Here is a 21,477-nt window from a genome sequence, read left to right as displayed (position 1 = left end):
CCCGCCGCTTTCCGTGCCCCGAGTCCCGCGGTCCGGTGAAACAATCACCCCATGGCGGAAATCATCCAGAAGGACGGTACGTGGACCTTCGACGGGGAGGCCCTGCGACTGACTCCCGGCCGGGACAAGAACGTCGGCCTGTTGCGCAGGACCGTGGGTGAACTGGAACTGCCCCTGCGGGCGTTGGCGGGAATATCGTTCGAGCAGGGCAAGAAGTCGGGCCGGCTCAGGCTGCGGCTGCGCGAGGGAGCGGACCCGCTGCTCCAGGCGGCCGGGGGCCGGCTCACCGAGCCGCACGACCCCTACCAGCTGATCGTGGAGTCCGACCGCTACGGCGTCGCCGAGTACTTCACGGAGGAGGTCCGCACCGCCCTGCTCCTGGAGCAGGTCCCCTCCGACCCGGTCACCGAGTACCTGCTGCCCGGCCCGTCCGTGCCGCTGTCCGTCTCCGCCGGGGACGGCACGGTGAGCTTCGACGGCGAGCGCGTCCGGCTGGAGTGGAACTGGAAGACGGAGGACGCCAAGGCCGCCGCCGGCACCCGCACCCTGACGGTGGCGGACCTGACCGCCGTGGAGTGGCAGCCCGCGGCCGGACTGGAGAACGGCCACCTGCGCTTCCACGTGCGCAACGCCGCCACCGAGGCCCCGGCCAAGTACGACCCCAACTCGGTGGAGCTGTGGGGCTTCAAGAAGGACCCGCTGATGGCGCTGGTCGCCGCCGCCGTCCAGGCCCGCCTGCCGCACCCGGCCGCACCCGCCGACCCCGGCCCGCCGGAGCCCGGGGCCGACCGGCAGCCGGCCCCCTCCCCCGCGGTGCCCGCCGAGGACGGTCACGACGCCCTGCTGCGCAGACTGCGGGAGCTGGGCGAACTGCACCGCTCGGGAGTGCTCACCGACGAGGAGTTCACCCTCGCCAAACAGGCCATCCTGAAGCGCATGTAGCGTCCACCCCCTCCCGCCTGCCCGATATCGGGCACGATTCTTGCGATTCGGCCGTCGGTACCTCAGGATCATCGGGTGCACGACGAACTCGTTGATCATCTGACGCGGTCCACGCCCCTCAGCCGGGGCGAGGCGCTGCGTGTGGTCCAGGACGTGCTCGCCTACTTCGACGAGACGACCGAGGAGTACGTCCGTCGCCGCCACCGCGAACTCCAGGCCCAGGGCCTGGTGAACGCGACGATCTTCGAACGGATCGAGGCGGACCTCAGATACCGAGCGGTGGCACCGCCCGAGCTCTCGCTCCGGCAGCTCCGCCGCATCGTCTACGGCTAGGAACCTACGTATATGTGCGGAATCGTCGGATACATCGGCAGGCGTGAGGTCGCTCCCCTGCTGCTCGAGGGCCTGCAGCGCCTGGAGTACCGCGGCTACGACTCGGCGGGCATCGCCGTCACCTCGCCGAAGACGGCCGGCCTGAAGATGGTCAAGGCCAAGGGCCGGGTGCGCGACCTCGAGGCCAAGGTCCCGGCGCGCTTCAAGGGCACCACCGGCATCGCCCACACCCGCTGGGCCACCCACGGCGCCCCCTCCGACGTGAACGCCCACCCGCACCTGGACGCCGAGGGCAAGGTCGCCGTCGTCCACAACGGCATCATCGACAACGCCGGTGACCTGCGCCGCAAGCTGGAGGCGGACGGCGTCGAGTTCCTCTCCGAGACGGACACCGAGGTCCTCGTCCACCTCATCGCCCGCTCGTCGGCCGAGAAGCTCGAGGACAAGGTCCGCGAGACCGTGCGCCTCATCGAGGGCACCTACGGCATCGCCGTGCTGCACGCCGACTTCCCCGACCGCATCGTGGTGGCCCGCAACGGCTCCCCGGTCGTCCTGGGCATCGGCGAGAAGGAGATGTTCGTCGCCTCCGACATAGCCGCCCTGGTCGCCCACACCCGCCAGATCGTCACCCTCGACGACGGCGAGATGGCCACCCTCAAGGCCGACGACTTCCGCACCTACACCACCGAGGGCACCCGTACGACCGCCGAGCCGACCACCGTGGAGTGGGAGGCGGCCTCCTACGACATGGGCGGCCACGACACGTACATGCACAAGGAGATCCACGAGCAGGCCGAGGCCGTGGACCGCGTGCTGCGCGGCCGGATCGACGACCGCTTCTCCACCGTGCGCCTCGGCGGCCTCAACCTCGACGCCCGCGAGGCGCGCCGGATCCGCCGCGTGAAGATCCTCGGCTGCGGCACCTCGTACCACGCCGGCATGATCGGCGCGCAGATGATCGAGGAGCTGGCCCGCATCCCCGCCGACGCCGAGCCGGCCTCGGAGTTCCGCTACCGCAACGCGGTCGTGGACCCCGACACCCTGTACGTGGCGGTCTCGCAGTCCGGTGAGACGTACGACGTGCTGGCGGCCGTGCAGGAGCTGAAGCGCAAGGGCGCGCGGGTGCTGGGCGTGGTGAACGTCGTCGGCTCCGCGATCGCCCGAGAGGCCGACGGCGGCGTCTACGTGCACGCCGGGCCCGAGGTGTGCGTGGTGTCCACCAAGTGCTTCACCAACACCACGGTCGCCTTCGCCCTGCTCGCCCTGCACCTCGGCCGCACCCGTGACCTGTCGGTGACCGACGGCAAGCGGATCATCGAGGGCCTGCGCCGGCTCCCCGGCCAGATCGCCGAGATCATGGAGCAGGAGGAGGAGATCAGGAAGCTGGCCCTGGAGTACGCCGAGGCCCGCTCGATGCTCTTCATCGGCCGCGTGCGGGGCTATCCGGTGGCCCGCGAGGCCTCCCTGAAGCTCAAGGAGGTCTCCTACATCCACGCCGAGGCCTACCCGGCCTCCGAGCTGAAGCACGGCCCGCTGGCCCTGATCGAGCCGGCGCTGCCCACGGTCGCGATCGTCCCGGACGACGACCTGCTGGAGAAGAACCGCGCCGCCATGGAGGAGATCAAGGCCCGCAGCGGCCAGATCCTCGCCGTCGCCCACCAGCACCAGGAGAAGGCCGACCACACGATCCTCGTCCCCAAGAACGAGGACGAACTGGACCCCATCCTGATGGGCATCCCCCTCCAACTCCTCGCCTACCACACGGCCCTGGCCCTCGGCCGGGACATCGACAAGCCGCGAAACCTCGCCAAGTCGGTAACGGTCGAGTAGGGAGCGCCCCTCAGGGGCGCGGGGCTCTGTCGATGTGCGGCTCCGCCACGTGGGCGCGACCAGCCCTCACGCGCCTGCACGGGCCGAATCACGGGACGGGCCCCCGCGTGTTGCCACACAACACGCGGGGGCCCGTCCCCACTCACGGAATAACGACAACCGGCCGCTGCGCCCGCTTCGCCAGCCTCCCGGCAACGGAACCGAACAGCCGCCCCACGAGCCCGTGGGTGGAACCCACAACGATCGCATCGGCTTCGTACTCCCGCCCCACCTCTTCGAGTTCATGGCAGATGTCCCCACCCCGCTCGACCAGGATCCACGGCACCTCGGCCAGATAGTCCGCACAGGCGAGCTCCAGCCCCAGCACCTCCGTCCGGTGGTCCGGGACGTCCACAAAGACCGGCGGCTCGCAGCCCGCCCAGACCGTCGTGGGCAGCCGGTTGGCGACATGGACGATGATCAGGCCCGAGCCGAAGCGCCGCGCCATGCCGATGGCGTACGCGAGGGCCCGTTCGCTGGAGGTGGAGCCGTCGAAGCCGACGACCACTCCGTGCCGGAAGGCGGGGTCGCAGGGATGGCGTGATTCCTCCGCCGCCAGGGGTTCGGCCGCCGTGGGATCGGCGAGCGACCGCTTGCGGTCCGCGGGTTCGAAGAATTCGTGACCGGCCATGGCTGTCTCGGAGTTGTGATCCTTCTTCGGGGGACGAACACTGTGCGGCGGAGCTGTGTCCGGGAATGGTCTTCCCAACCCCATACCCCCAAGGGTACGGCGGCACGCCTCCTTGGCCCAGACCCCGCGCGTTCCGGCAGGCGGGTTCTCCGGAGCATGCACGAGGGGCCGCCCGTGACGCAACGGTTGCTGCCCTGTACAGCTGGTTTGCGCGGGGTTCGTCCGGCCGCGAGGGTGGGGCCTTCCGGGTCGTCCGGGCGGCATCCGCGGTGACCGGCGGGCCGGCCCCGCGTTGAACCCGGTGAGCCACGCCACAGGGAGCACCTCATGTCCGGACCGGGCCCCACCCCCGAGCGGGACCGTACGACGCCGCCCTCCCGGGGCCCGGCGGGCGACGTGGTCCGCTGGGCGGCGTTCAGCTGCCTGCTCGTGCCGGTGGTCCTGCTGTGGTGAGGCTTCTCCCTGGCGGGGGCGACCGGTGTGGCGTCCGGCCTGGCGGCCGTCACGGGCGCCTGCCGGCTGCTGATGCGCCGCTCCCGGCGGGTCGCCGCACGGCCGTCGGCCGGGGAAGCGGAATCCGGGCGGGGCGGACGGCGCCGGGCCGGAACCGTGGTGCGCGGGGGACGGCCGCGGGATGGCGGGGACACACCGGTCGGCTGACCGGTTTCCGCGCTCGCGAACGTATCTTTTCAGCCAACTTCCGGGCGGTGCGCATCCCCTGCCGCGACCACCCCCCAACCCCCGTTCGACCTGCGTAAAAAGCCTCCCGCGAGCCCCGCGCACCCTACGGGGATTGGCCACCGCGACAAGGCGCACTTCCCTGCACGCCCCGCGAGTGCAACCCTTCGTGATCGAATGCTTCACGCCAAGTTGTCAAGTCGACAATCTGCCGGATGGCGAACCGGCCACCGGGGCGCAACTGGACGCAGTAGATTCGATCTTGACTGTCGTACGGCGGGGGACTCGTGCAGGACCGAGGGGAAACGTGTTGGAGCGACAGACCCGAAAGGATCAGGGCGCCGCGACCACCGAGGGGGGCTTAGCAGTATGAGCCACGACTCCACTGCCGCGCCGGAAACCGCGGCCCGGAAACTCTCCGGGCGACGCCGCAAGGAGATCGTCGCGGTGCTGCTGTTCAGCGGCGGCCCCATCTTCGAGAGTTCCATACCGCTGTCGGTGTTCGGGGTTGACCGCCAGGACGCCGGCGTGCCGCGCTACCGACTGCTGGTGTGCGGAGGCGAGGACGGCCCGCTGCGGACCACAGGGGGCCTGGAACTCACCGCACCGCATGGCCTGGAGGCGATATCCCGGGCGGGCACCGTCGTGGTGCCGGCCTGGCGTTCCATCACCTCACCGCCACCGGAGGACTCGCTCGACGCGCTGCGCCGGGCCCATGAGGAGGGCGCCCGCATCGTCGGGCTGTGCACCGGCGCCTTCGTCCTCGCGGCGGCGGGCCTGCTGGACGGCCGGCCCGCGACCACCCACTGGATGTACGCGCCGACGCTGGCGAAACGCTATCCGTCGGTGCACGTCGATCCGCGGGAGCTCTTCGTGGACGACGGCGACGTGCTGACGTCCGCGGGCACCGCGGCCGGCATCGACCTGTGCCTGCACATCGTGCGCACGGACCACGGCAACGAGGCGGCCGGCGCGCTCGCCCGCCGCCTGGTGGTCCCGCCGCGCCGCAGCGGCGGTCAGGAGCGCTACCTCGACCGGTCTTTACCGGAGGAGATCGGCGCCGACCCGCTCGCCGAGGTCGTCGCCTGGGCGCTGGAACACCTCCACGAACAGTTCGACGTGGAGACCCTGGCGGCACGCGCGTACATGAGCCGTCGCACGTTCGACCGCCGCTTCCGCTCGCTGACCGGCAGCGCGCCGCTGCAGTGGCTGATCACCCAGCGGGTGCTCCAGGCGCAGCGGCTGCTGGAGACGTCGGACTACTCGGTGGACGAGGTGGCCGGCCGCTGCGGCTTCCGCTCGCCGGTCGCCCTGCGCGGCCACTTCCGGCGCCAGCTGGGCTCGTCCCCGGCGGCCTACCGGGCCGCGTACCGCGCGCGGCGCCCCCAGGCCGACCGGAACCAGGACAGTGAGGCCGCCGCGCACGGCCAGGGCACCGTCCCGGCCGGCCAGCAGCCGGGCCACACCGGGCACCCGCTGCCGCCCGGCCCGCACCAGGACAGCCCCCTGCCGCACCAGTCCCGCCGCACGGCGGCGGCCGGCGCCCTGGGCCCGTCCCTGACCGCCTCGGCATCCGGCGTACCGGGGCAGCGCAGCGCACCGTGAGCCGACAGCGGCGAACGACGGGCCGGGGGCCGTGGCTCCCGGCCCGTCCGCGTTCCGGCGGCAGCCCCCATGACGCCCGCATCCGCACCGGGACATGACAGAAACTCGCGCTTCACCACCCGCTCCCCCACACCGCCACGCCCCGTAAGGTTAGGCATATGAACGATCGCATGGTGTGGATCGACTGCGAGATGACCGGCCTCTCGCTGTCGGACGACGCACTCATCGAAGTGGCCGCCCTCGTCACCGACTCCGAGCTGAACGTGCTCGGCGAGGGCGTGGACATCGTCGTCCGCCCGCCGGAGCGGGCCCTGGAGACGATGCCGGAGGTGGTGCGGGAGATGCACACCGCGTCCGGCCTGCTCGCCGAGCTGGCGGACGGCACGACGCTGGAGGAGGCCGAGCGGCAGGTCCTCGACTATGTGAGGGAGCACGTCAAGGAGCCCGGCAAGGCGCCCCTGTGCGGCAACTCGGTCGGCACCGACCGCGGTTTCCTGCTGCGGGACATGCCGACCCTGGAGGACTACCTGCACTACCGCATCGTGGACGTCTCCAGCATCAAGGAGCTGGCCCGCCGCTGGTACCCGAGGGCGTACTTCAACAGCCCCGAGAAGAACGGCAACCACCGCGCCCTCGCCGACATCCGCGAGTCCATCGCGGAGCTGCGCTACTACCGCGAGGCCGTCTTCGTACCGCAGCCGGGCCCCGACTCGGACACCGCGAAGAAGATCGCCGCCAAGCACGTCCTGCCTGCTCAGTAGGGCGGGGAGGGGTCCCGGGAGGGGCCCGGGGAAAGGTGGGCGCGAGCACCCCTTCGGACCCTGTACACTTTTTCTCGGCCGGTCGGAGAAGGCACTGACCTCGACCGACAAGGCCATGGTGGGTGTAGCTCAGCTGGTAGAGCACCTGGTTGTGGTCCAGGATGTCGCGGGTTCAAGTCCCGTCACTCACCCTCACCAGTCAGCCGGTGACCTCGTACGGAGGTCACCGGCTGATCTCGTTCCGGAGCCGTGCGCGGGACCGGAGCCCCGTACGGCGCGCGTGACTCCGCGCCCCGCGCGGGGGGTCACGACGAGGCGCGGCCCACCAGTTCCGTCGCCAGCACCATCTGGCGGCGCTCCAGGCCCCGGGACACGGACGGGCGGCGGTCGGCGACCTCGGTCAGCAGGAGGTCGATCATCGCGCGGCCCATCTCCTCGATCGGCTGGCGCACACTGGTCAGCGGCGGATCCATGTGCCGGGCGATGGCGGAGTCGTCGTAGCCGACCAGCGCCACGTCGTCGGGGATGCGGCGGCCCGCCTCGCGCAGCGCCTGCCGGGCACCGGCCGCGGTGACGTCCGAAGCCGCGAAGACGGCGTCCAGGTCGGGGCGCCGTTCCAGCAGGGCCGCCATCGCGCGCCGGCCGCCGTCCTCGGAGAAGTCACCCGGCTCGACCAGCAGGTCGTCCACCTCGTGGCCCGCGTCGCGCAGGGCGTCGCGGTAGCCGTCGACGCGCCGCTCGGCGCCGTACACGTCGAGGCGGCCGGTGATGTGCGCGATGGTGCGCCGCCCCCGGCCGATGAGGTGCTCGACGGCCTGCCGGGCGCCGCCGTAGTTGTCGGAGTCCACCGAGGCGAGCGTCTCCGCGGCCGAGCGGGGGCCGCTGATCACCGCCGGGATCTCCAGCTGGGACAGCATGTCGGGCAGCGGGTCGTCGGCGTGCACCGAGACCAGCAGCACGCCGTCCACCCGGTGGGCGGCCAGGTACTGGGCGAGCCGCTGCCGCTTCCGGTCGCTGCCCGCGAAGATCAGCAGCAGCTGCATCTCGGTGTCCGAGAGCGCCGCGCCGACGCCCCGCAGCATGTCGGAGAAGTACGGCTCGGCGAAGAAGCGGGTCTCCGGCTCGGGCACGACCAGCGCGATGGCGTCCGTGCGGTTGGCGGCCAGCGCGCGGGCCGCCGTGTTCGGGACGTAGCCGAGCTCGGCGACCGCCGCTTCCACGACCGCGCGCGTGGCGTCGCTCACCCGGGGCGAGCCGTTGATGACCCGGGACACCGTGCCCCGGCCCACCCCGGCGCGCGCGGCCACCTCTTCGAGGGTGGGCCGGCCGCCGCTTCGGCCCCGCGCTCCGTGGCTTGCCATCGGCTCCGCCTTCCTTCGTGTGTCACGCCGGCCTGGAATGTAACAGCCCCGGCAGTGGCGGTGACGGCCGCGGCGAGGGCATCGTACGGACGGTGCGGTTCCGCCGGCGGCCTCCCGGCGTCAAGTTAACAGGCAGATAACTGAACGCACTTTGCCGCGTCTGTTCCCTTGACACCCCCGCCCGGACCCGCGACTCTTCAACACATCACTTGTGGGAGCGCTCCCACACTACCTGACACATACACAACCCGCACGTTCCCCGCCCGAGCCGCCATGCGCAAAAACAGGGTTCGCCAGAGCCGTTGGCCGGGGGGTCGGCACGTCAGGGCAACCAGGAGGACGCAATGCGAGCACGTACCCTCCCCCTCTCCCGTCAGCGGTCGGGCGGGGGGAAGCCCATCGCCCGCAAGGCACTGGCCATTGCGGCCGTGGTGTCGCTGGGCACCGGGCTGCTGGCCGGCTGTGCCGACGACGGCGGAGACGACTCCGATTCCTCGTCGGGCGGCGGCGAGGGCAAGACCACGATCACCCTGGGTCTCTTCGGCACCATGGGCTTCAAGCAGGCCGGTCTCTACGACGAGTACGAGAAGCTCAACCCCGACATCAACATCGAAGAGAACGTGATCGAGCGGAACGAGAACTACTACCCCGCTCTCCTGAACCACCTGACCACCAACAGCGGTCTGATGGACATCCAGGCCATCGAAGTCGGCAACATCGCCGAGGTCGTCGCCACCCAGGCCGACAAGTTCACGGACATGTCCAAGACCGAGGGGGTCAAGCCCGAGACCTGGCTGGACTGGAAGTGGAAGCAGGCCACCACCAAGGACGGCCAGACCATCGGCCTGGGCACCGACATCGGCCCGATGGCCATCTGCTACCGCAAGGACCTCTTCGAGAAGGCCGGTATGCCCACCGACCGCGAGGAGGTCGGCAAGCTGTGGGCCGGCGACTGGAAGAAGTTCATCGAGGCCGGCGAGAAGTACAAGAAGGGTGCCGGCAAGGACACCTTCTTCATGGACTCCCCCGGCGGTCTGATCAACGCCATCCTCTCCAGTGAGAAGGAGAGGTTCTACGACGCCTCCGGCGAGGTCATCTACAAGACCAACCCCGCCGTCAAGGCCGCCTTCGACCTGACCGCCGAGGCCGCCGAGAAGGGCCTGGTCCAGTCCCAGACCCAGTTCCAGCCGGCCTGGGACCAGACGATCGCGAACAGCAAGTTCGCCACCGTCGCCTGCCCGCCGTGGATGCTCGGCACCATCAAGGAGAAGTCCCAGCCGGACGCCGCCGGCAAGTGGGACGTGGCCGCGGCTCCCAAGTCCGGCAACTGGGGCGGATCCTTCCTGGGCGTGCCCAAGAGCGGCAAGAACGTGAAGGAGGCGCAGAAGCTGGTCGCCTGGCTGACCGCGCCGGAGCAGCAGGCCAAGCTGTTCGCCGTGCAGGGCGGTGTCCCGAGCACCCCGGCCGCGTACGACATGCCCGAGGTGCAGAGCGGCAAGAACGAGATGACCGGTGACGCGCCGATCGGCCAGATCTTCTCCGCGGCCGCCAAGCAGATCCCGGTCCAGGTCATCGGTGCCAAGGACCAGATCATCCAGCAGGGCCTGACGGACAACGGCGTCATCCTGGTGACGAAGGGCAAGTCCGCCGAGGAAGCCTGGGAGACGGCCACCAAGACCATCGACAACAACCTGGACAAGTGACCCGCATGGCCACCCGCTCCGACACCGCCGCGTCCCCCGTCAAGGGGGGCGCGGCCCCGGGCCGTCCGCCCGGCGGCTCCGCCACGGACAAGGAAGCCAGGCGCCGGGCGAAGCTGTCCCGCCGCTGGCAGCGCGACGCGCGCTGGAGCCCGTACGCGTTCGTCTCGCCGTTCTTCCTGCTGTTCGCCGCCTTCGGCCTGTTCCCGCTGGTCTGGACCGGCTGGGCCTCGCTGCACCAGGTGGAGCTGACCGCCCCGACCGACATGGACTGGGTCGGGCTGAAGAACTACACCCGGATCTTCGACGACGACTTCTTCTGGAACGCGGCGCAGAACACCCTGACCATCGGGCTCATCTCGACGGTCCCGCAGCTGATGATGGCGATGGGCATCGCCCACATCCTCAACTACAAGCTGCGCGCCTCGACCTTCTACCGGGTCGCGATGCTCGCCCCGTACGCCACCTCGATCGCCGCCGCCACCCTGGTGTTCGTGCTGCTCTACGGGCGTGACTACGGCATGATCAACTGGGCGCTGGACTTCGTCGGGGTCGACCCGATCGCCTGGCAGGACGACAAGTGGCCGGGACAGTTCGCCGTCTCGAGCATCGTCATCTGGCGCTGGACCGGCTACAACGCGCTGATCTACCTGGCCGCGATGCAGGCGATCCCGCAGGACCTGTACGAGTCGGCGGCGCTGGACGGCGCCAGCCGCTGGAAGCAGTTCCTCCACGTCACGCTGCCGTCGCTGCGCCCGACGATCCTGTTCACGGTGGTCGTCTCGACGATCGGTGCCAGCCAGCTCTTCGGTGAGCCCCTGCTGTTCGACCCCAACAAGGGGGCGTCCGGCGGCGCCGAGCACCAGTTCCAGACGCTCGGCCTGTACCTGTACGAGCAGGGCTGGGTGAACCAGCACCTGGGCCGCGCCTCGGCGATCGCCTGGACGATGTTCGCGATCCTGATCGTCATCGGCATCATCAACCACGTCATCTCGCGCCGGCTGCGCGCCAGCAGTTAAGGAGTTGTGGCCGTGACGACGACTGTGACGCCCCCCGAGACCACACCCGTCCAGAAGCAGAAGCAGAAGCGTCCGCGTCTGCCCAAGTCCGCGCGGGCGGGCGGCACGCTGCACGGCGGTCCGATCGCGTACGCGATCCTGATCGTGTTCACGCTCGTGTCGCTGTTCCCGCTGATCTGGACGGCGATCGCCGCGTCCCGGGACAACCAGCGCCTGGCGCAGACCCCGCCGCCGTTCTGGTTCGGTTCCAACCTGTTCAAGAACCTGGAGACCGCCTGGACCGAGGCCAACCTCGGTGAGGCGTTCCTCAACACCACGATCGTGGCGGGCACCTCCGCGGTGACCATCGTCGTGCTGTCGACGGTCGCCGGGTTCGCCTTCGCCAAGCTGCGCTTCAAGGGCCGCAACGCGCTGATGCTGATCGTCATCGGCACGATGATGATCCCGCCGCAGCTCAGCATCATCCCGCTGTACATGATGGTCGCCAAGCTCGACTGGACCGACCAGCTCCAGGCGGTCATCTTCCCGTCACTGGTGAGCGCGTTCGGCGTGTTCTTCATGCGGCAGTACCTGCTCCAGGCGCTGCCGGACGAGGTGATCGAGGCGGCCAGGGTGGACGGCGCGGGCAGCTGGCGCGTGATCTGGCACGTGGTGTTCCCGGCCGCGCGGCCGGCCATGGCCGTGCTCGGCATGCTGATGTTCGTGCAGGCCTGGAACGACTTCCTGTGGCCGTTCCTGGTGCTGACCCAGACCGGCAATCCCACCGTGCAGGTCGCGGTCGCGGGCCTGGGCCGCGGTTTCACCCCGGACCAGTCCTTGATCATGGCGGGTGCGCTGCTGGGTACGCTGCCCCTGCTGCTGGTCTTCGCGATCTTCGGCAAGCAGATCGTGGGCGGCATCATGCAGGGCGCCGTCAAGGGCTGACGCCGCTCGTCCCCGTACCCCCGGGGGCCGGGTCACCGCCGCCTCGGCCCCTTCTCACTCCCCTTTGTCTTTTCGTACTCGTCGGTCTTCCACGACCTCCTATGGGAGCGCTTCCATGTCTGACTCCGCAACGCCGGCGACCCCGGTGACCTTTCCTCCCGCCTTCCTCTGGGGCGCCGCGACCTCCGCGTACCAGATCGAGGGGGCGGTACGGGAGGACGGACGTACCCCTTCCATCTGGGACACCTTCAGCCACACGCCGGGCAAGACCGTCGGCGGCGACACCGGTGACATCGCTGTCGACCACTACCACCGCTACCGCGATGACGTGGCCCTGATGGCGGACCTGAACCTGCGCGCCTACCGCTTCTCCGTCTCCTGGCCGCGGGTGCAGCCCACCGGCCGCGGCCCGGCCGTGCAGCGCGGTCTGGACTTCTACCGCCGGCTGGTCGACGAGCTGCTGGCCAAGGGCATCAAGCCGGCCGTCACCCTCTACCACTGGGACCTGCCGCAGGAGCTGGAGGACGCGGGCGGCTGGCCGGAGCGCGACACCGCGTACCGCTTCGCGGAGTACGCGCAGATCATGGGCGAGGCGCTCGGCGACCGCGTGGAGCACTGGATCACGCTCAACGAGCCGTGGTGCAGCGCCTTCCTGGGCTACGCCTCCGGGGTGCACGCGCCCGGCCGCACGGACCCGGTGGCCGCGCTGAAGGCCGCGCACCACCTGAACCTGGCGCACGGCCTGGGCACCAAGGCGCTGCGCTCGGTGATGCCGGCCCGCAACCAGATCTCGCTCAGCCTCAACACCTCGGTGGTGCGCCCCCTTTCGCCCGGCGACCCGGCCGACCAGGTGGCGGCCCGCAAGATCGACGACCTGTCCGGCGGCATCTTCCACGGCCCGATCCTGCACGGCGCCTACCCGGAGACGCTGCTGGAGGCGACCTCGTCGCTCACCGACTGGTCGTGCATCGAGGACGGCGACCTGGACCTGATCCACCAGCCGATCGACGCCCTCGGCCTCAACTACTACACGCCCACCCTGGTGTCGGCGGCCGACCCGGACGCCAAGGGCCCGCGGGCCGACGGGCACGGCGCGAGCGAGCACTCGCCGTGGCCCGCCGCGGACGACGTCGCCTTCCACCAGTCGCCGGGCGAGCAGACCGAGATGGGCTGGTCCGTCGACCCGACCGGCCTGCACGAGCTGATCATGCGCTACCACCGCGAGGCGCCCGGGCTGCCGCTGTACGTCACCGAGAACGGCGCGGCCTACGACGACAAGCCGGCCGCCGACGGCACGGTGCACGACCCGGAGCGGGTCGCCTACCTGCACGGGCACCTGTCGGCGGTGCGCCGGGCCATCGCGGACGGCGCGGACGTGCGCGGGTACTACCTGTGGTCGCTGCTGGACAACTTCGAGTGGGCGTACGGCTACGACAAGCGCTTCGGCGCGGTGTACGTCGACTACGTCACCCAGCAGCGCACCCCCAAGTCCAGCGCCCTGTGGTACGCGCGGGCAGCCGAGTCGGGTGAACTCCCGGAGCCCGAGGCCCTCTGAACCACTCCGGACCCGGGCACCTGACCTGCTCCGGGTCCGGAGGACGGGGGAACGCGGGGAACGGGGGCGGAGCGGGGCGCGGTGCCCTAGGGGAGCACCGCGCCCCGTTCGCGTGCGCGGGGTCGCACGGGGGGCCGCGGCCCGTTCGCGTGTGCGGGGCCGCCCGGGGGAGTTCAGGTCCCGTTCGTGTGTCCGGCTGCCACCGGACGCGTGGGTGCCCCGGCCGGGTGGGGGTGGGGCCGGCCGGGGCACGTGGGTCCCCGTTGTCCGGGGAAGGCTCGCTGCGGGCGGGTCAGTTGTAGGCGGCGAACGCCTTCGAGAAGGCGAACTTGTCCTGGAGGATCGAGCTGCACGTGGCGTCGGCGGCCGGCTTGGTGCCGCCGGGGCACTGCTGGTCGCGGGTGCCGGACCACATCGACAGCCAGCCCAGGCCCTTGGACTTGGCGAAGTTCACCAGCTGGGTGGCGTCGTCGACCTTGAAGATCTCGGTGACGACGTCGTTGACGCCGATCATCGGGGTGACGGCGACCGTCTTCCAGGCCTCGCTGTCGCTCAGCCCGAGGATGCCCTTGATCTGGGCCTGGGTGGCGGTGGCGGCCTGTTCGGCGTAGGTGCCCATGTCGTCGCTGTACGCGGGTCCGTAGTCCATCGCCATGATGTTGACGGCGTCGATCCGTACGCCGTTCTTCCTGGCGTCGGCGAGCAGGCTGACGCCGTCCTGGGTGAGCCCTTCGGGCATGACCGGGAGGGTGAAGGAGACGTCCAGGTCCGGGTTGGCCCGCTGGAGCTCGGCGATGGCCTGGGCGCGGCGGGTGTTGGCGGCCGTGTTGGGCAGGGCGCTGCCTTCGACGTCGAAGTCGACCTTGGTGAGCCGGTAGGTGTCGACGACCTCGGTGTAGGCGGCGGCGAGCGCGTCCGCGGAGGCGCAGGTGGTGCCGAGTTCGGAGCCGGCCGCGCCGCCGAAGGAGACGCGGACGTCGCCGCCCATGGCGCGCAGCGCGCCGATCTGTGCGGCCACGGCGTTGCTGCCGAGGTCGCTCACACCGCCCCACTTGGGGGTGCAGCCGCCGCCGTCGGTGATGAAGGCGAGGTTGTAGTTCTTCACGCCGGTCGCCTCGGCGCTCGCGACGAGGTCGTAGGCGGGGAAGAGGGAGGTGTCGACGTAGGGCGCGAAGCCCGCGGTGGTGCCGGTGCCGGTGCTCTCGGTGGGTTCGGCGGTCGGCTCCTCGGTCGGCGTCGGCTCCTCGGTGGGGGTCGGCTGCTGGGTGGGGGTCGGCTGCTGGGTGGGGGTCGGGGCGTCGGTGGGGCGGCCGCTGGGCTCGGGCACGGGCGCGGTGTCCGTGCCGCAGGTGGCGCCGTCGACGAGGCAGCCGGTGGGGTCGCCGGTGCCCTTGGCGACGAAGCCGACGGTGACGGACTCACCGGCGGCCAGGCCGTCGGTGTCCCACTTGGCGGGCCGTACGGTGACGTGCCGGCCGCTCACGCTGGACTCGGCGTTCCACAGCGAGCCGAGCTCGGTGCCGGCGGGCAGGTCGAACTCCAGCTTCCAGTCCTGGTCGCGCTCGCCGCTGTTGTTGGTCACCACGTACTGGGCGGAGTAGCCGGTCGACCACTCGCTCGTCCTCGTGTACGCCGCGCCGACACCGGCCGCCTGGGCGGTGCTGGTGAACAGGAACGCGCCGCCGCCGGCCACGGCCGTGGCGACCACCGCGCCGATCGCCTTGTTCCTGCCGCTGATCCTGCGCCGGTGCGTGCTCATCGCGTGCCTGCCTTCGTTGCCGTTCGTGGGGGGTGCGGCAGCACGCTAGCGAGCCGGAATCGGACAAAGTTCCCGTTCCGGGAGGCGGTCGGTGGTCTTAGGGTGCGCTTAAGGGAGGGATCGGGGGCGGTTAAAGGTGGCGCCCGGGCGGCCCGGTCTGCGCCGCCGCACGGCTCCCCGGTGCCCGCGCCGCCGGGGCGCCCGCTCGCGTCCGTCGAGCTGGATCCAGATGCGCACCTCGGTCCCGCCGAGCACCGACGAGCCGATCCGCACGTCCCCGCCGGTGCCCTCCGCGAGCCGGCGCACGATGTCCAGGCCGAGTCCGGTGGAGCCGTCGCTGCCCGAGCCCCGGCCGCGGGCCATCGCCGCCTCGGGGTCGGATATGCCGGGGCCCGCGTCGGAGACCAGCACGATCACCGCGTCCTCGCCGTTGTGCACGTCGACCGCGAAGGCGGTGCCCTCGGCGGTGTGCCGGAAGACGTTGCCGAGCAGCGCGTCGAGGGCGGCGGCCAGGTCGGCGCGGGCCACGGGTATGCGCACCGGGCGGTCGGCCCCGGCCATCCGCCATTTGCGGCCCTCGTCCTCGGCGAGCGCCGACCAGAACTCCATCCGCTCGCGGATCACTTCGGCCGCGTCGCACCCGGCGCCGGGTCCCGCGGCGGCGGTCTGCGGTTTGGCGTCGCGGGCGGTGCGGATGATGGTGTCCACCTCGCGCTCCAGCTGCTCGACCGCGGCCCGGGTCTGCTCGGCGGCCGGTCCGTCGCCGAGGGACGCGGCGTTGAGCCGCAGCACGGTCAGCGGCGTACGCAGCCGGTGGGACAGGTCGGCGGCGAGTTCCCGCTCGTTGGCGAGGAGCTGGACGACCTGGTCGGCCATGGAGTTGAACGCCACCGCCGCCAGCCGCAGTTCGGTCGGCCCCTCCTCCCGGACCCGGGCGCCCAGCTTGCCCTCCCCCAGTTCGTGCGCCCCCTCCACCAGCCGCTGGGCGGGGCGCACCATCCGTACGCCCAGCCGGTCGGCCACCGCGACCGAGCCGAGGATCAGCGCGACGCCGACCCCGGCGAGTACCGCCCAGGCCGTGCCCACGCCGTTGGTGACCTCGGACTCGGGGACGAACACCTCGACCACGGCGATCTCGCCGGTGCTGAGCGCGACCGGCTGGAGCAGCGTCGAACCGCCGGTCACGGTGGTGGTGGAGGCGCGGCCCAGTTTCCGCACCGCCGCGATGTCCTCGGGGGCGGCCCGCCGCCGGCCCATCTCGAGGGCCTCGCTCCCGTCCCCGGCCGGGATGTGCACGGCCATGTCGGTGTCGGAGCCGGTGGACGCGACGACGCGTTCGAGCTGGTCGCGGTCGGTGGTGATGGACAGGGCGGGGGCGACGGCCGCCGCCTCCCGTTCGGCGCCCGCGAAGGCGCGGTCGCGGGCCATCTCCCGGACGACCAGGCCGAGCGGTACCGCGAAGGCGACCACGACCATCGCGGTCACCGCCAGCGACACCTTCACCAGGGCCCACCTCATCGTGGCGGCTCCGCTCCGGGCGTGTGCGCGGCGGGCGGCTCCAGCTTCACGCCGACGCCCCGCAGGGTGTGCAGATAGCGGGGCCGGGCGGCCGTCTCCCCCAGTTTGCGGCGCAGCCAGGACAGATGGACGTCGATGGTCTGGTCGTCGCCGTAGGACTGCTGCCACACCTCCGCGAGCAGTTCCTTGCGGGCGACGACCACACCGGGCCGGCCGGCGAGGAAGGCGAGCAGGTCGAACTCGCGGCGCGTCAGGTCGAGGCGTACGCCGTCCAGTTCGGCCTGGCGGCGCAGCGGGTCGACGGTGAGGCCGCCGACCCGGATCACCGGCGAGGGCGCCGCCTCGCCGCCGCCGGAGCGGGCGCGGCGCAGGACGGCCGCCATCCGCGCGGAGAGGTGCTCCACGGAGAAGGGCTTGGTCAGGTAGTCGTCCGCGCCGGCGTTCAACAGCCGTACGACCTCCGTCTCGTCGTCCCTGGCGGTGGCGACGATCACGGGGACGTCCGTGATGCCGCGCAGCATCTTCAGGGCCTCGGAGCCGTCGAGATCGGGCAGTCCGAGGTCCAGGACGACCACGTCGAAGCGGAAATGGGCGACCTCGCGCAGCGCCTCCAGCGCCGTGCCCACGCTGCGCACGGTGTGCGAGGCGTCGGTGAGCTGCCGGATCAGCGCCGAGCGGACGAACGGGTCGTCCTCGACCACGAGAACACTTGCCATGGGCGGCACCGTACGCCATGCCGTACGAGGCCCGTGGAGCCTGTGGACAACTCCGGAAGACCCCCGCGGGCGCGACACCCGTGGGGGTGGTGGGGCAGCATGGGCCGACCATGCGCAGAGGACTCGTACACGTACTGGCCTGGCTGCTCGCCACGGGCGCGGCGGTCACGCTGTCGTGGTGGGGTGTCAGCACCGTGATGGAGGGCACCGTCTACGACCCGCCCCGTGCCCTGCCCATCGCGGCGGCCGACGGGGACGGCGGTGACGACGGGGAGTCGCAGGTGGTGTCGTCGTCGACCCGGCGGCCGTCGGCGGAGCCGTCGAGGGACGCCGGGGAGTCGCGCGGGCCGTCGGAGAAGCCGGGCACGTCGTCCCCGGACCCCAAGCCGGATTCGGCGTCGGAGCCGTCCGGGACCGCCGCGCCCGCGACGCCCCCGGCCCCGCCTCCCGCGGCCGGGACCGGTGAGGTCAAGGGCTATGACACCAAGGGTGGCCGGGCGGTCTTCGACCTCGGTGAGACGTCGGCGTCGCTGGTGTCGGCGACTCCGGGGGCCGGCTGGTCGATGCAGGTGTGGAAGACGGAGTCGTGGATCCGGGTGGAGTTCACCTCGGGCGAGGACCGGGTGTCGGTGTTCTGCACCTGGCACGACGGCCCGCCACGGGTGGAGATCGGCTCGTACTGAGCCGGGACCCGTACTGAGCCGGGGGCGCGTACTGGGCTGAGCGCCCGGCGGCTCAGCGGAAGACGGACGCGGGCGGCGCCGGTGACGCGACGGCGGCGAGGTCCGTCACGGGGACGGCTCCGCCGGTGAAGTCCAGGAGTTCCCTGCCGTGCAGGACCCGGCCCGGGTGCGGGTCGGAGGCGGCCCGGCGGGTCAGTTCGGCGACCGGCAGGGGCGCGTCGGCGGCGACCAGGACGGCGTTGCCGAACCGTTTGCCGCGCAGTACGGCGGCGTCCGCGATCAGCGCGAGTTCGGCGAACCGGGCGGCCGCGGTGGCGATCTGGCCGCGCAGATGCGCGAGCGGCGGACCGTCGGCGAGGTTGGCGGTGTAGACCCCGCCGGGGGCGAGGGCCCTGCGGACGTCGTCGAGGAACTCGGTGGAGGTCAGGTGGGCGGGGGTCCGGGTCCCGCTGAAGACATCGGCGACGACGAGGCCGGCCCAGCCGTCCGGCACCTTCGCGAGCCCTTCGCGGGCGTCCACCGCACGCACCCGGATCCGGGCCCTGGCGTCCAGCGGCAGTTCCCGGCGGACCAGTCGCACCAGCGCCGCGTCGCGTTCGACGACCTGCTGGGTGGAGCGGGGGCGGGTGGCCGCGACGTACCGGGCGAGGGTGAACGCGCCGCCGCCGAGGTGCACGGCGTGCAGGGGTTTGCCGGGCGGCGCGACGAGATCGGCGACATGGCCGAACCGGCGCTGGTACTCGAAGGAGAGGTACGACGGGTCGTCCAGGTCGACATGCGACTGCGGGGCCCCGTCGATCAGCAGCGTCCAGGCCCTGGGCCGGTCCCGGTCGGGGAGGAGCTGGGCGAGTCCGCCGTCGACGTCCTCGGCGACGGCCTGCGCACCGTCACCCTGCCCGCGTCCTCCGCTCCTGGCCCTGCCCATTGCCTCATTGTCCCAGGCGCCGCGGCCGGCGGGTGCGGGGGGAGAGGGCCGGCCCAAGTGCTCAGGAGCAGCTGTCGGCCGCCTCGATCATCCGCTGCGCCTCGCCCAGCGCCTCCCGCAGCACGGCGGGGTCCGTCGCCAGGTCCGCGTCGCCGGGCGGCAGCAGCCAGTCGGAGCCCTCCACCGGCGGCTCGGGAGTCAGCCGCAGTCCGCGGCCCTCGGTCTCCGTGCAGACGCTGCCCGGTACGTCCCAGGCGGCGGCCGTCCCCGGCGGCACCAGGAAGCCGAGCGTGGCACCGCCGTCGTCGTGCAGCACCGGGCCCATCGCGTCGACGGATCCGCGCCGCAGGATGTCGACCGCCTCCAGGCCCTGCCGGGCCGGCACCGTGACCACGTCGCAGTCCGTACTCGGCAGTTCTAACGGATCGTCGCCGCTCCGGCTGGTCATCATCATCCCGGCCTCCACCACACATCCCTGCTCGGACAAGCGGGTCGGGAGTCGGGGGGCTCCCGGTCCACAGAGCCCAACGAGCCGGGCCGTCAACGGCTACGGCGAAAGTGCGCCGCAAAGGATGGCAGTTCATGGCAGATCACGGATGGCATATCCGTTTTGTGGCCAAACTCCGCGTGGCGGCTTCGTCACAGCAGGTACGTTCATGCCCGCCGGAAACAGGGTGGCACACGGACAAGCCGCCCGATTCCGGCATGGTTCGACGGTTCGCAGAGAGGACCCGGCCATGGCGTCGTCAACGGTGCCCTCGTCCACTCCCGATCGGCCACCGCGGCCGAACCCGGTCTTCCGGCAACTGCGCGGAGCGCGTTCGCCGGCCGAGTTCGCCGCGGCGGTACGGCGGGCCGCCCGCGAGATCGGCGAGCGGGTCAGCTGTGACGCGCGGTATGTGCACAGGGTGGAGGCGGGAGAGATCCGCTGCCCCAACTACGCCTACGAGCGGGTGTTCCTGCACATGTTCCCCGGCCGCACGCTGACCGACCTGGGCTTCGCGCCCCGCTCGTCGGTCCGCGGGCGCCGGGCCCGGGCCGCCGGGGACCTGCCCGACGGCCGGACCGAGAACCCGGCGAACGCCACGAGTGAGAACAGCGGGGCGTACGAGCCGTATGAGACGCAGAACCGGTACGACACGTACGACCCGCACGACCACGAGGAGAGCGACGTGCTGCGTCGCGCATTCATGACGGGAGGGGGCGCCACGGTGGCCGCCGCCTCGCTGAGCCCCTACGGGTTCGCCTCCGACGCCTCGGCGGCGCAGCGCGCCGTGCGCCGCGCGGGGTCGAGCGACGCGGGCGCGCTGGAGGAAGCCGTCCGCCGGATCCGGCTGCTGGACGACCGGCACGGGGCGGACGGGCTCTACCGCCGCGCGGCGGCACCGCTGCGGGCCGCGTACGCGCTGCTGGACGCCGGGACGACCCGGCAGCGGACGGCGGACCGGCTGTACTCGGGCGCCGGCGAACTGGCCATCTCGGTGGGCTGGCTGGCGCACGACTCGGGCCGCTACGACGACGCCCGCTCGCACTACGCGGAGGCGCTGGCGACCGCGCGGGTGACCGGCGATCCGGGGCTTGAGGCGCACGCCTTCTGCAATACGGCGTTCCTCGCGCGGGACGCGGGCCGACCCCGTGAGGCGGTACGGGCGGCGCAGGCGGCGCAGCGGGTGGCACGGTCGCTGGGGTCGCCCCGGCTGATGTCGCTGCTCGCCCTGCGCGAAGCGGGCGGCTGGGCGGGGCTCGCCGACCGCACGGGGTGCGAGCAGGCGCTGGCCCGGGCCGGGGCGTACTTCGAGCGCGGCTCGTCGGAGGCGGACCCGGAGTGGATGAGCTTCTACGGGGAGGCCGAGCTGGAGGGGCTGGAGGCCCAGTGCTGGTCGACCCTGGGCGACTGGCCGCGCGCGGCACGCCACGCGCGGAGGGCCGCGGACCTCCAGGACCCGCACTTCACCCGCAACATCGCGCTGTACACGGCGGAACTGGCGGACGACCTGGCCCGCGGCGGGCGCCCGGACGAGGCAGCGGCGGCGGGCATGCGGGTCCTGGACCTGCTGAACGAGGTGCAGTCCTCCCGCGTCCGCACGATGCTCGCCGGCACCTCCCGAGTCCTCCTCCCCCACCGCCACGCCACGGAAGTCTCCACCTTCCTCGACCGCCACGCGTCCCTCCCCCACGCGGTGTGACCCAGCCACGCAGCCCCGAGCACCCGCACCGCCGCAACCCCGGGCACCCGCACCGCCGCAACCGCGGGCAGTCGTGCCGCAGGGCGGCACGGGTGGGCGCGACGGCACCCCGCCAACGCCGGGCTGCACACCACCCCCCGCCCAGCCACAACCCCGGGCACCCGCACCGCCACAACCCCGGGCACCCGCACCGCCGCAACCCCGGGCACCCGCGCCGCCGCAACCGCGGGCAGTCGTGCCGCAGGGCGGCACGGGTGGGCGCGACGGCACCCCGCCAACGCCGGGCTGCACACCACCCCCCGCCCAGCCACA

The 21,477-nt window shown here is 72.0% G+C and carries 19 protein-coding genes and 1 tRNA gene; 13 read left to right on the top strand and 7 right to left on the bottom strand.

The genetic code is table 11. The features are described from left to right. The first annotated feature begins 51 nt into the window (after positions 1–51). The 3 genes from ACZ434_RS00940 (at position 52) to glmS (ending at position 3,105) form a co-directional block, all read left to right on the top strand. Positions 52–942, top strand: a complete 891-nt coding sequence (locus ACZ434_RS00940) for a DUF4429 domain-containing protein (protein WP_468450384.1) — start codon at positions 52–54, stop codon at positions 940–942. A gap of 75 nt (positions 943–1,017) precedes the next feature. Next, the gene (locus tag ACZ434_RS00935) at positions 1,018–1,275 is read left to right on the top strand and encodes a hypothetical protein (protein ID WP_030217181.1); all 258 of its coding nucleotides are present in this window, start codon (positions 1,018–1,020) and stop codon (positions 1,273–1,275) included. A 12-nt stretch (positions 1,276–1,287) separates the two neighbouring features. Beyond that, positions 1,288–3,105: a glutamine--fructose-6-phosphate transaminase (isomerizing) gene (gene glmS / locus ACZ434_RS00930; RefSeq protein ID WP_468450382.1), complete on the top strand. Its 1,818-nt coding sequence runs from the start codon at positions 1,288–1,290 to the stop codon at positions 3,103–3,105. A 142-nt stretch (positions 3,106–3,247) separates the two neighbouring features. Here glmS and ACZ434_RS00925 read toward each other — a convergent pair whose 3' ends face one another. Beyond that, positions 3,248–3,775, bottom strand: a complete 528-nt coding sequence (locus ACZ434_RS00925; protein ID WP_468450380.1) for a universal stress protein — start codon at positions 3,773–3,775, stop codon at positions 3,248–3,250. A 327-nt stretch (positions 3,776–4,102) separates the two neighbouring features. Between ACZ434_RS00925 and ACZ434_RS00920 the strand changes: the two genes are divergently transcribed. The 4 genes from ACZ434_RS00920 (at position 4,103) to ACZ434_RS00905 (ending at position 7,010) form a co-directional block, all read left to right on the top strand. Next, positions 4,103–4,228, top strand: a complete 126-nt coding sequence (locus ACZ434_RS00920) for a hypothetical protein (RefSeq protein ID WP_468450378.1) — start codon at positions 4,103–4,105, stop codon at positions 4,226–4,228. Positions 4,229–4,822: 594 nt separating this feature from the next. Continuing rightward, positions 4,823–6,058: a helix-turn-helix domain-containing protein gene (locus tag ACZ434_RS00915; protein ID WP_468450376.1), complete on the top strand. Its 1,236-nt coding sequence runs from the start codon at positions 4,823–4,825 to the stop codon at positions 6,056–6,058. Positions 6,059–6,216: 158 nt separating this feature from the next. Next, a complete protein-coding gene (gene orn / locus ACZ434_RS00910; RefSeq protein ID WP_468450374.1) occupies positions 6,217–6,819 on the top strand; it encodes an oligoribonuclease in 603 nt (200 codons plus the stop codon). Positions 6,820–6,937: 118 nt separating this feature from the next. Next, a tRNA-His gene (locus ACZ434_RS00905) sits at positions 6,938–7,010 on the top strand. 114 nt (positions 7,011–7,124) lie between these two features. Here ACZ434_RS00905 and ACZ434_RS00900 read toward each other — a convergent pair. Beyond that, on the bottom strand, positions 7,125–8,180 hold the full coding sequence (locus ACZ434_RS00900; protein ID WP_468450372.1) for a LacI family DNA-binding transcriptional regulator: 1,056 nt from the start codon (positions 8,178–8,180) through the stop codon (positions 7,125–7,127). A gap of 344 nt (positions 8,181–8,524) precedes the next feature. Between ACZ434_RS00900 and ACZ434_RS00895 the strand changes: the two genes are divergently transcribed. The 4 genes from ACZ434_RS00895 (at position 8,525) to ACZ434_RS00880 (ending at position 13,378) form a co-directional block, all read left to right on the top strand. Continuing rightward, entirely contained in the window at positions 8,525–9,883 is a 1,359-nt protein-coding gene (locus ACZ434_RS00895) for an ABC transporter substrate-binding protein (protein ID WP_468450369.1), read from the top strand. 5 nt (positions 9,884–9,888) lie between these two features. Continuing rightward, on the top strand, positions 9,889–10,899 hold the full coding sequence (locus tag ACZ434_RS00890) for a carbohydrate ABC transporter permease (RefSeq protein ID WP_468451754.1): 1,011 nt from the start codon (positions 9,889–9,891) through the stop codon (positions 10,897–10,899). A 12-nt stretch (positions 10,900–10,911) separates the two neighbouring features. Next, complete coding sequence (locus tag ACZ434_RS00885; RefSeq protein ID WP_468450367.1) at positions 10,912–11,823, top strand: carbohydrate ABC transporter permease; 912 nt, start codon at positions 10,912–10,914, stop codon at positions 11,821–11,823. 115 nt (positions 11,824–11,938) lie between these two features. Then, positions 11,939–13,378, top strand: coding sequence for a GH1 family beta-glucosidase (locus ACZ434_RS00880; RefSeq protein ID WP_468450365.1), 1,440 nt, complete (start codon positions 11,939–11,941; stop codon positions 13,376–13,378). A gap of 292 nt (positions 13,379–13,670) precedes the next feature. On the opposite strand, the gene ACZ434_RS00875 is transcribed toward ACZ434_RS00880, so the two are convergent. The 3 genes from ACZ434_RS00875 to ACZ434_RS00865 form a co-directional block, all read right to left on the bottom strand. Further along, positions 13,671–15,137 carry a glycoside hydrolase family 18 protein gene (locus tag ACZ434_RS00875; protein ID WP_468450363.1) on the bottom strand — a complete coding sequence of 489 codons (1,467 nt, stop codon included), beginning with the start codon at positions 15,135–15,137 and terminating at the stop codon, positions 13,671–13,673. Positions 15,138–15,245: 108 nt separating this feature from the next. Beyond that, entirely contained in the window at positions 15,246–16,655 is a 1,410-nt protein-coding gene (locus ACZ434_RS00870) for a sensor histidine kinase (protein ID WP_468450361.1), read from the bottom strand. After that, the gene (locus ACZ434_RS00865; RefSeq protein WP_468450360.1) at positions 16,652–17,371 is read right to left on the bottom strand and encodes a response regulator transcription factor; all 720 of its coding nucleotides are present in this window, start codon (positions 17,369–17,371) and stop codon (positions 16,652–16,654) included. The genes ACZ434_RS00870 and ACZ434_RS00865 overlap by 4 nt, the downstream gene beginning before the upstream one ends. A gap of 110 nt (positions 17,372–17,481) precedes the next feature. Between ACZ434_RS00865 and ACZ434_RS00860 the strand changes: the two genes are divergently transcribed. Next, positions 17,482–18,054 carry a hypothetical protein gene (locus tag ACZ434_RS00860; protein WP_468450358.1) on the top strand — a complete coding sequence of 191 codons (573 nt, stop codon included), beginning with the start codon at positions 17,482–17,484 and terminating at the stop codon, positions 18,052–18,054. 52 nt (positions 18,055–18,106) lie between these two features. Here the strand turns inward: ACZ434_RS00860 and ACZ434_RS00855 are convergent, their stop codons facing one another. Then, complete coding sequence (locus ACZ434_RS00855) at positions 18,107–18,979, bottom strand: spermidine synthase (RefSeq protein WP_468450353.1); 873 nt, start codon at positions 18,977–18,979, stop codon at positions 18,107–18,109. A 61-nt stretch (positions 18,980–19,040) separates the two neighbouring features. Beyond that, positions 19,041–19,430: a hypothetical protein gene (locus ACZ434_RS00850; protein ID WP_468451753.1), complete on the bottom strand. Its 390-nt coding sequence runs from the start codon at positions 19,428–19,430 to the stop codon at positions 19,041–19,043. Positions 19,431–19,716: 286 nt separating this feature from the next. On the opposite strand from ACZ434_RS00850, the gene ACZ434_RS00845 reads away from it, so the two are divergent. Next, on the top strand, positions 19,717–21,165 hold the full coding sequence (locus ACZ434_RS00845) for a tetratricopeptide repeat protein (protein ID WP_468450351.1): 1,449 nt from the start codon (positions 19,717–19,719) through the stop codon (positions 21,163–21,165). Positions 21,166–21,477: the final 312 nt, after the last annotated feature.

It is taken from the genome of Streptomyces sp. NPDC030893 (assembly GCF_055571535.1).
This window is presented reverse-complemented; position numbering and strand designations above follow the sequence as displayed.